This window comes from Gemmatimonas sp. (assembly GCF_036405635.1).
In the GTDB taxonomy this organism is placed as follows: Bacteria; Gemmatimonadota; Gemmatimonadetes; order Gemmatimonadales; family Gemmatimonadaceae; genus Gemmatimonas.
The window spans coordinates 1-12,882 of sequence record NZ_DASWXE010000087.1; the positions used below are offsets into that span (position 1 = coordinate 1).

Here is a 12,882-nt window from a genome sequence, read left to right on the forward strand (position 1 = left end):
ATGGAGGGCACCGAGCCGTTCGTGTTCGAGATCTCCAAGTACATCGGACCGTCGATCAACGGGAACTGTCGCTGACCTTTCCGGCTACAAGAAGGACTATGGACAACACCAGCAATAGCACCAGCAATACCAACGGCTACACCAAGCCTTCGGCGGAGGAGCTCGAGCGCACCCTGACGCCCGAGCAGTTCACGGTCACGCAGCAGTGCGGCACCGAACCGCCGTTTCGTAACGCCTACTGGGACAACCACGAAGACGGCCTGTATGTCGACGTGGTGAGCGGTGAACCGCTGTTCGCTTCGATTCACAAGTTCGACTCGGGCACCGGCTGGCCCAGTTTCACGCGGCCCGTCGCCCCGAATGTCACGGAGCATGCCGACAACGCCTACGGCATGCGCCGCGTGGAAGTGCGCTCCAAGCACGGCGATTCGCACCTGGGTCACGTCTTCCCCGACGGCCCGCGCAGCGAGGGGGGCATGCGTTACTGCATCAACTCGGCGTCACTGCGGTTCATTCCCGTGGCCGACCTCGAAGCGGAGGGCTACGGCGAATACGCGTCGCTCTTCACCGGTGGCGGTTCGCATGGCTGATGCCGGCACGGTGCCATCGGTGGTGCCCTCGCAGGAGGTGGCGATCATCGCGGGCGGCTGCTTCTGGGGCATGGAGGCGCTGATTCGCGACATCCCCGGCGTACTCGACACCGACGTGGGTTACACGGGCGGATGGCTCGAGAATCCCACGTATCACGACACGCACGACAGCAAGAGCGGCCACGCGGAGAGCATCCGCGTGGTCTTCGACCCCACGGTGTTGAGCTACGCGTCCTTGCTGGAGAACTGGTTCTTCCGCATGCACGACCCGACCACGCTCAACCGGCAGGGCGGGGACATCGGCACGCAGTACCGCAGCGCGATCTTCTACACGAGTGAAGCGCAGCGCGAGACGGCCGAGCAGGTGAAGGCGCAGGTGCAGCAGAGCGGTCTCTGGTCAAAGCCCATCGTGACCGAGATCGTGCCTGAAGCGAAGTGGTGGAGTGCGGAGGGGTACCATCAGGACTATCTGCAGAAGAATCCTGGTGGGTATACCTGCCACTTCATGCGATAGGGCGGTGGGCGGTAACGGGTAACGGGTAACGGGGGAGCGGGTTTGGGGGTGAACTGCCGAGTTTCGAGTCCCGGGACACGAGTCTCGTGACCCATGACCCGGTAGTTCACCCCCAAACCCGTCCCCCCGCGACCCGAAACTCTTACTCGACGATCGCCAGCGCCCCGCTCGGGCACTTCGCCACCGCCGCCCGGATCTCCTCGTCGCTCGCCGTCGACGTATCGATCCACGGCTTGCGCTTCGGGTTGAACACCACGCCCAGCGCCCGCACGCAGTTGCCGCTGTGCGCACAGCGCCCTTCGCGCCACTCCACGGTCAATGCCTCTGCCGGATAGGCGCGGGTGAGCGTGTGCAGTGCGGCGAAGCGCTCGAGGTGCTTCGACCAGCCGTCCACATGCGCCTGACGCAACGCGTCGCGGCGTTCGGCCGGCAATGACTGCCATCCCCTGTGCTCGAGGTGCAGCACCACCCCTTCCGAGGTGGGCTCGCACGACCAGCGCACGGTCGTGCTGGCGTCCCAGTCGTCGTCTGACCAGGTGAATTCGATGGCCTGATCAGGCTCGTGCTGTGTGACCGTGCCTGATGTCGTCACCTCACGATCGCCGTCCTGCCATACCTCCCGCAGGGCGCCGCCCGGTGCGGGGTCGAGCGAGACCTGCGGGCCCCACCACTTGGCGATGCCTTTGGGCGAGGTGAGCAGCAGCCAGGCGTCGTGCGGCGAGGCGGCCACCGGCATGCTCAGGCGAAAGGCGTCGCTGTCGTGTTCGATGTGCATGACGGAATCCGGCCGGCGTGAAATGAATCGCGAATGGACGATGGGGCGCTTCCTCGCCACGTTAGCTGAGGCGTCAATGGCCCGGCAACCGTATTCGGCCGTGTCCTTGTGCGTGAGGTCCCACCCCTGCTTCGAATCCCGCCCATGTTCACACCGTTCCACCAGCGTGCCTTCTGGGGCATACCGCTGGTGCTGACCGCGCTCGCCCTCCCCGAGCTGCACGGCCAGGCACCGGCCACCAGTCCACCGGCCAGTCCGGCCGCCGGAAACGCCTTCGACAAACTGCACTTCCGGTCGATCGGGCCGGCCACCATGTCGGGTCGCATCTCCGATGTGGCCGTGTACGAGGCCAACCCGGCCGTCTACTACGTCGGCACCGCTCACGGTGGTGTGTGGAAGACCGTCAACAACGGCACCACGTTCACGCCGCAGTTTCAGACCGAAGGCCTCATCGCCATCGGCGACGTGGAAGTCTCGCAGCGCAATGCTGATCTCGTCTGGGTGGGCGCCGGTGAGTCCAACAACCGCCAGAGCACCTCGTGGGGCGGTGGCATCTACAAGAGCACCAACGGCGGACGCACGTTCGCGCTGATGGGGCTGCCCAACTCGAAGCACATCAATCGCATTCTCATCCACCCGCGCAACGAGGACATCGTGTGGGTGGCGGCCACCGGTCCGTTGTTCGGACCCGGTGGTGATCGCGGTGTCTACAAGACCACCGATGGTGGCAAGAACTGGACGCGCGTACTCGCCGGTGATGATGACACCGGTGCCAACGACATCGCGATGCAGGCCGACAATCCCGATGTGCTGTACGCCAGCATGTACCAGCGGCGACGCACGGCGTGCTGCATGAATGGCGGTGGTCCGGGCAGTGCGCTGTACAAGAGCGTCAACGGCGGTGAGACGTGGACCAAGGTGACCGGCGGTGGATTTCCGGAAGGCACCCTCGGTCGCATCTCCATGGACGTGTCGCGCTCATCACCGCGCGTCGTGTATGCCACGGTCGAAGGCCCCTCGGCACCGGGTCGTCCGGCTGGCGCAGAAGGCGCACCGGCGGCTCCGGTCGCACCCACACCGCCCACGGCAACGGTGACCGGTACCTATCGTAGCGACGATGGGGGCAGCACGTGGACGAAGACGAGCAGCACCAACGCGCGGCCGATGTATTTCAGTCAGATCCGCGTCGACCCCACCAACGCCGATCGCATCTACATGGGTGGCGTGGGGCTGCATCTCTCGCTCGATGGCGGCAAGACCTTCGAGACCGATGCGGCATTGGTCACGCACGATGACATCCACGCCATCTGGATCAACCCGAAGAATCCGGATCACGTGCTCACCGGCAATGACGGCGGGCTCGCGGTGTCGTACGATCTCGCGAAAACATGGCAGTTCATCCCCAACCTGCCGGTGGGGCTGTTCTACCATGTGAGCTTCGACATGGAATGGCCGTACAACATCTGCGGCGGCATGCAGGACAACTACAACTGGTGCGGACCCAGCGCCTCACGCCACAACCGCGGCATCTTCAACCACGACTGGTTCCAGATCCTCGGCGGCGACGGCTTTGTGGCCATTCCCGACCAGCGCGACTCGCGCATCATCTACACCGAGTCGCAGGACGGCAACATCATCCGACGCAACAAGATCACGGGTGAGTCGCGGTCCATCCGCCCCACCGCGCTCAACGTGACCAATGCCACGCCGCGCGAAGCGTATCGCTTTCATTGGGACACGCCGTTGATGTTCTCGCCGCATGATCCGGGCACGCTGCTCGCAGCCGCCAACAAGGTGTTCCGCAGTCGCAACCGTGGTGATTCGTGGGAAGCGATCAGCCCCGACCTCACGCAGAACGCCTCGCGCGACACCATCACCACCATGGGTCAGCGGGGACGTGACATCACCATCTCCCGCAACGACGGCATCTCGCAGTGGCCGTCCATTGTGGCGATGGCCGAGTCGCCGAAGCAGCGCGGCGTGTTCTACACGGGTACTGATGATGGCACCGTGAGTGTCACGCGCGATGATGGCAAGACGTGGAAGAACATCACGAAGAACATGCCCGGTTTCCCTGCTGGACATGCGTTCGTGTCGGAAGTGGTGCCCAGCCGCTTCGATGAGGGCACGGTGTACGTGACCGTCGACAATCATCGGCAGAACGACTACCAGCCGCATATCTGGGTGAGCAACGACTTCGGCATCACCTTCCGCACGCTGGCGGCGACATTGTCCGGCGAGGTGGTGCGCACGCTCACCGAGGACACGCGCAATCCCGATGTGCTGTATGTGGGCACCGAGACGGGCATCTTCCTGTCCATTGATCGCGGCACCACGTGGCGTCGTCTGCGCGGTAACATGCCCACCGTGCGCGTGGACGAGTTGACCATTCATCCGCGCGACAATGCGCTGCTGGTGGCCACGCACGGGCGCGCACTCTGGGTGCTCGATCACCTCGAGCCCATCCAGGAGTTTGCGGCAGCACAACAGAAGGACGCGACACTGTTCACACCCGGCATCACGCTGCAGTGGAAGAGCAAAGATGATCGCAACGACGAGTTCTGGGGACACCAGTTCTTCACGGGCGAAAACCCGCCCACCGATGCCGTGTTGCAGCTGCACTTCCGCCAGCCGGTGACCAATCCCGTGCTGCGCATCAGTGATGCCAAGGGGGCGTTGGTGCGGGAGCTTCCGGTGCCGACCAACCGGAATGCGGTGGGCATTCAGACGGTGTGCTGGGATCAGCGTGTGGAGCCGGTGCGTGAAATGAATCCGACTCCGGCAGGCCCTGGTGGCCAGGGCGCACCGGGAGGTCCGGCCAACACCACGCCGCCACGTCGTCCGATTCCGGGATATCCGGAGCCGCTGCCGCCCATTGGCTACGAAGCCGAGAACGTGTGTGCCAGTGCCCCACCGCGATTTGGCACCGCGTCATTTGCTGGTCCAATGGTGAAGCCCGGTCGGTACACGGTCGCCTTGCTCGTGGACGGCAAGGAAGTGGACAGCAAGCCGCTCACGCTGGTGATGGATCCACAGGTCCAACTCACAGCCGAACAACGCACGGCGTACGATGCGGCGGCCATGGAGCTGCACACGGCGCAGCAGAATGCGATGACCACCGTGGCGTCGTTGACCACACTGATGACGGAAGTGAGTCGGGCGGCTGCAAAGCTCGATTCACTGCCTTCGGTGCCGGACAGCGTGAAGACGCAGTTCACGGCATTCCGCCGCGACTTCGATGCCCTGCGCGCCAAGTTCGGCGTGGGCGCGCCGGCTGCCGGTGGCCCTGGTGGTGGTGGCGCGGCTGCGGCGGCGGCCAACGAGGCCAATGTGCTTGGCCGGGTGGCCACGACGAAGACCAACGTGCTGGCCGTGTGGGAAGTGCCGAGCGAGGCGTTGCGTGGTCAATCGCGGGCGGCGCGTGAGGCGCTGCAGGCGGCGCTCAAGGAAGCGGATGCCTTCACTCCACGCACACAGCGTATGCGCGCGATGCTGGCAAGCGCCGGTGTGACGATGGGCGCAGGCTTGTAGGATGCGATAGAAAGCGACGTCAGGGAGAGGGGGATCGGGAAGTGGCAAAGCGCTCACCAGCTTCCCGGTTCCCCCTTCTCTCTGACATCGCCGTTTCGCGGTGCCAGCAGGTCCCGCGTTACCCCTTCTTCGCGATCAGCTCGATCTCGACCGACGCACCGAGCGGCAACCCCGCCACCGCCACCGTCGTGCGCGACGGGAACGGCGCCGAGAATCGCGTGCCGTACACCGCGTTCATCGCCGCAAAGTTGGCCATGTCCGTCAGGTACACATTGCACTTGACCACATCGTCCATCGTCAGGCCTGCGTCTTCCACCACCGCCTGCAGGTTGTCGAAGACCCGGTTGGTCTGCGCGCCGACGTCACCGTCGATGAGCTTTCCTGTGGCCGGGTCGATCGGCGTCTGGCCGGAGCAGTACAGCAGATCGCCGGCCCAGGTGGCGTGGGAGTATGGGCCGATGGCCTGGGGGCCGCGTGCGCTGAAGGCAGTGGAACGTGGCATGGAAGCGGGGATGGTGGAGGAAGGAACCGCGGTGGGCGACGACGGCCGCATTTGATGGGACTGTTGCGGCGCACGTCCCATGGATAATACCGTATGCACCAGCCGATACTATCCATGATGTCCCCGCTCGACCCCACCGATACCGCGAACGATCCGATGCCCGTCAGGCAACGCCTGGCGCGTATTCTCGAAGGCTCGGACTTTCCGGCGCTGTCCAAGCAGATCATCGATACCCTGTCGGGGCTCGATGACGATGCGCATTCGCTGCAGCGTCTCGCCAATGTGGTGCTGCGTGAGTACAGCCTGACGCTGGCGGTCGTGCGCACCGCCAACAGTGTGCACTATCGGCGCGGTGCCCGCCCCATTCAGAGCGCCACCCACGCCATGATGATGCTGGGCGCGCGCACGGTGCGGCAGCTCGCCAGCAGTCTCATGTTGTTCGAGAACTACGCGCGCAAGTCACCCGAGCTCAAGGAGCTCATGCTGCTGTCGCTGCTCACGGCAAATCACGCCAGAGCCGCCGCCGCACGCCTGCAGCAGGACCCCGAGGAAGCGCACCTCTGCGGCATGTTCCGCAATCTTGGTGAAGTGCTGGTCGCCGGTCATTTCCCCGAGGACTACGCCCGCATCCGCGAACTGATGGCCGACGGCACGCGCAGCGAGACGGCCGCCACACGTCAGGTGCTTGGCTTTCCGTTTGCCGATCTCGGTGTGGAAGTCTCTCGGCACTGGGGCATGCCCGACACGGTGGTGCAGGGCATCCGCGCCCGTGCTGCCGCATCGGCATCGGTGGGTGCGGCCATCACCTCGTTCAGCCACGACCTGACGCATGCGCTGTACCGACTCGACGCCGATGCGTCCGACATTCCACTGGCCGTGGAAGCGGTGATCGAGCAGCACGGCGCCAAAGTGAAGCTCACGCGTGAACAGATCGGTGGCATCGTGACGGATGCACTCGAGGAAACACGCGAGCTGTTTGTGAACCCCCAGATCGCCACCGATCGCATGCGGTTCCGCCAGCTCACCAGCGCGGCACGCGGCGCACTGGGCGAAAGCGTGACCGCCCGCGATGAGGACACGCCCACCGAAACCGGCACCGTGGATGTGGCCGCATTGCGCGTGCGACTGCGACAGGAACTCGAAGAGAAGGTGGACGTGGCGTCGGGGGCGAGTGTGGGCGAGGTGCTGTTGCTCGCGCTCGAAGCCGTGATGCGCGGCGGCCCCTATGGTCGTGCGCTGGCCTGTCTCTTCACCCCTGATCGCCAGCGACTCATCGCGCGCACGGGATTGGGCGAAGGAGTCGAGGCACTGATCGCGCAGTTCGACTTCATCGTGTCGGTGCGTGGCGGTCCCATTGTTTCCATCACGCAGCAGCGACAGGCCGTGTATCTGCCGGCGGATCGTGGCTTCACCACGCCGGAAGTGCGCTGGGCACAGTCCATGGGACTCACCCAGTTCGGCGTGTTCCCGCTGGTTGTGCTCGGCAAGATCGTGGGATGTGTATACTGCGATCGTCTGGGCGGGGAAGAAATCCCCGATCGTGCGACGGTGCGATACACCAAGGCGATTGCTGACCTCGTGGTGGATGCCATCGGGAGACGACGCAGCGTGTAGAGAAGCCGTATTGGAAGTCCGCTGCCCTGACTAACGGCTCTTCCGAAATGCTCGCGCCGCCAGAATGCCGCCAATGAATCCACCCAGGTGCGCCTGCCAACTGATCCCCGGTTGACCTGGAGCGATGCCAAGCACAAGGCCACCCCATAGTGCGGCCGTCACGAGGCTCAGCAGAATGCTCGCCACACTGCGCGAATACACACCGGCCAGTAGCAGAAAGCCCAGATAGCCGAAGATCACGCCACTCGCGCCGATGTGCACCGAGCCCGGTGCCCCCAGCGTCCACGCGAACAGGCCGGCGCCCAGCATCGAAAACAGTGTGACCGGCAGGAAGTGGCGCGCATCGCGCAGCATCACCATCCATCCCAGTGCAAGAAAGGGAATGGTGTTGGCCACCAGATGCTGCAGGTTGCCGTGCAGGAACGGGCCGAACAGGATGCCACGCAGTCCGCTCACCGTGCGCGGCACGATGCCGAACTGGTTCAGCGCACCGCCCAGCATGCCGTTCACGACAAACGTGATCCAGAACGCACCCAGCGTGGTGCCGAGCGTCGAGACCTGGGTCTTGAGCGACTGCGTGACATTGCGCGCCGTGCGGGCGACAGGTGGCCTGGCCATGCGTGAATAGTAGGCGATCCCACAATGCCCGGCGATGTGTCGGCCCGGGGCGTATCTTCGAACCATGATGCCCAACCGCCCCGCCGTGCAGTCCGACGATGATGCGCTGTTCTCGCGCATCGCCCGCCGGCTGCTGCCGCTGCTCTTCCTCTGCTACATCGTCGCCTATCTCGACCGGGTGAACGTCGGTTTTGCCAAGCTGCAGATGGCGGCCGAGCTGCAATGGTCGGACGCGATCTATGGCTTTGGCGCCGGCATCTTTTTCCTCGGCTACTTCCTGTTCGAGGTGCCGAGCAACCTGCTGCTCGAACGCGTGGGCGCGCGGCGCTGGATTGCGCGCATCATGATCAGCTGGGGGCTCATCTCCAGTCTGTTTGCGTTCGTCGACCGCATTCCGTGGGGACCGCTGCCCGCCATGTTCGGCGTGGCGCCTGATGTTTTCGGTTTCTACGCGCTGCGCCTGCTGCTTGGTGTTGCCGAAGCGGGCTTCTTCCCGGGCATCATTCTCTATCTCACGTACTGGTTCCCGGCCGCACGGCGTGCACGCACAGTGGCGTGGTTCATGACGGCCATCGCGTTTGCCAACGTGATTGGTGGACCACTGTCGGGGCTCATCATGGACGTGTTCGACGGCTCAGGCGCGTGGAGTGGTTGGCGCTGGCTGTTCGTGCTGGAGGGCATTCCGTCGGTGTTCATGGGCGTAGCGGTGCTGCGCTGGTTGCCGGATGGGCCGCGTCAGGCAAAGTGGTTGTCAGAGCAGGATCGTGAAGCCGTGGAACGTCGGCTGGCCGCCGATCATGAGGCGCGTGCGACGCAGGCGGTCGGGCGTGAGCAGGTGAGCGGTGGACATGGCCCGTCCACGGTGAAGGCGGCCATGACAGATGGGCGTGTGTGGGCCCTGGCGTTCGTGTACTTCGCCGGCACGGTGTCGTTGTACGGCGTGAACTTCTGGATGCCGACACTCATCCAGGAGCTCGGCATCGATCGCACGGCCTATCTGCAGGTGGGGCTGCTGTCGATGATTCCGTGGGGTGTTGCTGGTCTGACCATGGTATGGGCGGGGCAGAACTCCGATCGCACCGGCGAACGGCGGTGGCATGTCGCTGGCGCGCTCGCTGTCACGGCTTTGGGGCACGCGACGTTGTCACTGGTTGGACACGCGATCATTCCCTCGCTGATTGGCCTCGCGCTGGTGGCGAGTGGTGTGCTCGCGTTCTTCGGCACGTTCTGGTCATTGCCCACGTCGTTCCTGCAGCGCTCTGCGGCGGCGGCCGGGATTGCCTGGATCAACAGCATCGGCAATCTCGGTGGACACTTCGGCCCCGATCTCATTGGCCGCGTGCGCGCTGCCACCGGGGGAACGACCGGCGCCTTTCTCGCGCTCGGCGCGCTCGCGCTGCTCGGCATGGCGGTGACGCTCGTCGTCGCCAAGCCCATGCAAGTGGGGGCAGGGGCAGAGGTCAGATAGACAGTCTTGCCACGGATGAACGCGGAAGAGTGCGGAAACTACACGGATCGAACCGCTTTCAGTTCAAACATTTGCTCTGAGTGACAGAGGGTGTTTTGTAGTGAATAGCGGCGCACCTGCAGTATCCGTGTGGTTTCCGCACTCTTCCGCGTTCATCCGTGGCGAATCTGTTGTCTGACCTCTCCGTCAAATGACATTCCGCTCGAGCAACGGCTGCCCTTTCGCAATGCGCTCGATCCCGAACGGTGCCAGGTCGATGGAGCGATAGGCCCCGGTCGCGATCAGTTCAGCCAGTCCCTGGCCAACCGCCGGCGCCTGCTGCAGTCCATGGCCCGAGAACCCGCAGGCCGCGTACACATTGCCAAATGATGGCATGCGACCCACCAGGCCATTGTGGTCGAAGTCGTTCATCTCGTAGTAGCCCGCCCACGACGCCGTCACGCGCAATGCGTCGAAGGCCGGCACGCGGTGCGCCAGCGCGGGCCAGATGAATTCATCGAACAGCGCATGGTCCACCCGCTCGAGCGGCACATCGTTGTCGTCCACGCGCGGCGGGGCACCGCAGAGAAAGCGTCCCCGCTCCTGCTCAGGCCGAAACCACACACCCGACGGATCGATGAGCAGCGGCGCATCTGGCAGAGAGACATCGGCTTCAAACGCGAACACATCGCGCTTGCGTGCAAACACCGGCAGTGGCGTGCCAAGCAATGACGTGACGTGTCCAGACCACGCCCCTGCAGCGATCACCACGTCATCTGCCTCGAACACCCGGCCATCCGCACAGGTCACCGAACGCACGTGACCCTCGTCGGTCGCAGATGCGAAGCCCGTCACATCGGCTTCGATGAACTCCGCGCCGGCCGCCACCGCCGCTGTGCGAAAGGCCTGCATCGCCGCATAGCCATCGAACCAGCCTTCACCACTCGTTGCGGTGGAAAGTCCGAGCGATCCCAGCACTACATCGTCGGTGTGTAGCCACGGGAACCGGTCACCGAGGGCACCTGCGTCCAGCAGGGCCGTATGCACATCGTGTGTGGCTTGCAGCGCGTGCTGCTCGCGCAGCAGCGACGCGCCCGCGGCGGTGGCAGAGAGATACAGGTAGCCCGGCTCCACCAGGCCGATCGAAGGCCGGTCGTCGCCCACCTTGAGCGCCTCCCCGATTGCCCGATAGAACGCGAGACTCGATTGCGAGACGCGGATATTGATCGCAGTGGAGAACTGTTGCCGGATGGCGCAGGCCGAACGTGCGCTCGAAGCCCAGGTATACGAGGCATCGCGTTCCAGCACCGTGGCGCGTATTCCATGATCGTGGGCCAGGAACCACGCAACCGCCGAGCCCATTACCCCACCGCCGACAATAACCACACGCTCCATCCCGTCGCCTCTCGCTGATGTGGATGTAGAATCCCTGTCCATGGCTCACGACTTCTCTGCCGATCGCAAGCTGCTGCCACAATGCACGGCTGACCAGATCCACGCGCTGCTGAATTGGGACGCGTTGGCGGCCGCGCTCACCGAGGCCTTTCTCGCACCGCCGGCGGTGCCTACGCGGCATGCCCATGCGCTGATGGCGCCCGGTGCGTCCGAGCCGGCCAATGACGTGTTGCTGCTCATGCCCGCCTGGAACGCGCAGCACATCGGCATCAAGCTGGTGACGGTATTGCCCGAGGCGGCAAAACACGGCGGACACACCGTGGACGCCAGCTATCTGCTGCTCGACCGGCTCACCGGCGCGCCGCGCCTGCTGCTCGATGGTGAATCGCTCACTGTGCGGCGCACCGCGGCCACATCAGCGGTGGCAGCCCGGGCGCTGGCCCGGCCTGATGCCGACACGTTGCTGGTGGTGGGCACCGGCCGCCTCGCTGCCTGGATGGCACGGGCGCATGTGGCGCTGCGCCCCACATTGCGGCGTGTACTGGTGTGGGGACGCCGCCGCGAATCGGCTGAACAGCTCGCCGACACATTGCGCGCCGAATGGCTGGGTGCCGAATGGCTGGACGCCGGCAGCACGATCACGGTGCAGGCCATCGATTCACTCGAGCAGGGCTGCAGCGAGGCGCAGATCATCAGCTGCGCCACCACGGCCAGCGAGCCCGTCGTGCGCGGTGCGTGGCTCACTCCCGGCACCCACATCGACCTCGTGGGCGCGTTCACGCCGGCCATGCGCGAAGTGGATGACGAAGCCGTGCTCCGAGCCGTGCTGGTGGTGGACGACTATGCGGCCGCTCTCCGCGAAGCCGGCGATGTGCTCCAGCCTCTCGCCAATGGCACGATCGCGCGCGATCATCTGCAGGCTGACCTGCGCGAAGTGCTGCAGGGTGTGCACCCTGGGCGCCGGCACGCCGATGACATCACGATGTTCAAGTCGGTGGGACACGCGCTGGAAGACCTCGCCGCCGCGTCGCTGGTGTTCGACCGCCTCGCTTCTCAATAGTCGCTCCTCACACGTCTCCGTTCCGGTCTCCGTGCTCATGACTTCGCGACGCCGCGTGGCCTGCACCATCGCCTCTCTTGTCTTCGGACTGACCGCCTCGTTCAGCACGACGGCGCAGGCACAAACCTCAGCGGACACCGTCGATGTGCTCATCACCGGCGGACAGGTGTACGATGGCACCGGATCGGCAGCCCGCTCGGTGGCCGTCGGATTGCGCGGGGATCGCATTCAGTTCGTCGGCGCGGTACCGCGCGGGCTTGTCGCACGTCAGCGCATCGACGCCGCGGGCCTGATCGTCGCGCCCGGCTTCATCGATCCACACACACACGCCTACGAAGGACTGCCGCGCCTCAACGCCACAGCGCGTCAGAACGCGTCCTCGCTCATGCAGGGTGTCACCACGGTGGTGCTCGGCGCCGACGGACGCGGCCCCATCGATGTGCGCAGCGCCCTCGATTCATCCGAGCGGGCGGGACTTGGTACCAACACCTACGCACTCGTCGGCTTTGGCACCGTACGCGGCCGCGTGATGAACAACTCGTCGGCGCCCGCCACGCCGGAGCAGATCGCGGCCATGCGCGCCCTCGTGGTGAAGGGGATGGAAGAAGGCGCGTACGGTGTGGGCTCGGGACTGTTCTACGCGCCGCAGTCGTACTCGAGCACCGACGAAGTGCTGGCCGTGGTGTCGGCAGCGCGTCCATTCGGCGGCGTATACGACACGCACCAGCGCGACGAGAGCTCGTACACCATAGGACTCTTCGCCTCGGTGCAGGAGTCCATTCGCATCGGTTGTGAATCGGGGCTCACCACCAACATCGGCCACATCAAGACACTCG

General features: G+C 64.9%; 11 protein-coding genes. 7 read left to right on the forward strand and 4 right to left on the reverse strand.

Going from position 1 to position 12,882, the window contains the following annotated elements:
- Positions 1-98 precede the first annotated feature (98 nt).
- A complete protein-coding gene (msrB, locus tag VGE27_RS07310; protein WP_331048987.1) occupies positions 99-590 on the forward strand; it encodes a peptide-methionine (R)-S-oxide reductase MsrB in 492 nt (163 codons plus the stop codon).
- Complete coding sequence (gene msrA / locus VGE27_RS07315) at positions 583-1,104, forward strand: peptide-methionine (S)-S-oxide reductase MsrA (RefSeq protein ID WP_331048988.1); 522 nt, start codon at positions 583-585, stop codon at positions 1,102-1,104. Before msrB ends, msrA begins: the two co-directional genes overlap by 8 nt.
- Positions 1,105-1,246: 142 nt before the next feature.
- Here the strand turns inward: msrA and VGE27_RS07320 are convergent, their stop codons facing one another.
- Entirely contained in the window at positions 1,247-1,879 is a 633-nt protein-coding gene (locus VGE27_RS07320) for a (4Fe-4S)-binding protein (RefSeq protein WP_331048989.1), read from the reverse strand.
- 144 nt (positions 1,880-2,023) lie between these two features.
- Here VGE27_RS07320 and VGE27_RS07325 point away from each other — a divergent pair, with 144 nt between their 5' ends.
- A complete protein-coding gene (locus VGE27_RS07325) occupies positions 2,024-5,410 on the forward strand; it encodes a WD40/YVTN/BNR-like repeat-containing protein (RefSeq protein WP_331048990.1) in 3,387 nt (1,128 codons plus the stop codon).
- 118 nt (positions 5,411-5,528) lie between these two features.
- On the opposite strand, the gene VGE27_RS07330 is transcribed toward VGE27_RS07325, so the two are convergent.
- Positions 5,529-5,912: a Rid family detoxifying hydrolase gene (locus tag VGE27_RS07330; protein ID WP_331048991.1), complete on the reverse strand. Its 384-nt coding sequence runs from the start codon at positions 5,910-5,912 to the stop codon at positions 5,529-5,531.
- 114 nt (positions 5,913-6,026) lie between these two features.
- Between VGE27_RS07330 and VGE27_RS07335 the strand changes: the two genes are divergently transcribed.
- Complete coding sequence (locus VGE27_RS07335; RefSeq protein ID WP_331048992.1) at positions 6,027-7,526, forward strand: HDOD domain-containing protein; 1,500 nt, start codon at positions 6,027-6,029, stop codon at positions 7,524-7,526.
- A 30-nt stretch (positions 7,527-7,556) separates the two neighbouring features.
- Here VGE27_RS07335 and VGE27_RS07340 read toward each other — a convergent pair whose 3' ends face one another.
- Complete coding sequence (locus tag VGE27_RS07340) at positions 7,557-8,144, reverse strand: rhomboid family intramembrane serine protease (protein WP_331048993.1); 588 nt, start codon at positions 8,142-8,144, stop codon at positions 7,557-7,559.
- 64 nt (positions 8,145-8,208) lie between these two features.
- Here VGE27_RS07340 and VGE27_RS07345 point away from each other — a divergent pair, with 64 nt between their 5' ends.
- Entirely contained in the window at positions 8,209-9,612 is a 1,404-nt protein-coding gene (locus VGE27_RS07345) for an MFS transporter (protein ID WP_331048994.1), read from the forward strand.
- A 186-nt stretch (positions 9,613-9,798) separates the two neighbouring features.
- On the opposite strand, the gene VGE27_RS07350 is transcribed toward VGE27_RS07345, so the two are convergent.
- Positions 9,799-10,986, reverse strand: coding sequence for an FAD-binding oxidoreductase (locus VGE27_RS07350; RefSeq protein WP_331048995.1), 1,188 nt, complete (start codon positions 10,984-10,986; stop codon positions 9,799-9,801).
- Positions 10,987-11,026: 40 nt separating this feature from the next.
- Here VGE27_RS07350 and VGE27_RS07355 point away from each other — a divergent pair, with 40 nt between their 5' ends.
- Together VGE27_RS07355 and VGE27_RS07360 are read left to right on the forward strand one after the other, a co-directional pair.
- Positions 11,027-12,046, forward strand: a complete 1,020-nt coding sequence (locus VGE27_RS07355) for an ornithine cyclodeaminase family protein (protein WP_331048996.1) — start codon at positions 11,027-11,029, stop codon at positions 12,044-12,046.
- Between the two features lie 37 nt (positions 12,047-12,083).
- The coding region (locus VGE27_RS07360; protein WP_331048997.1) for an amidohydrolase family protein at positions 12,084-12,882 on the forward strand (799 nt) is incomplete at its 3' end.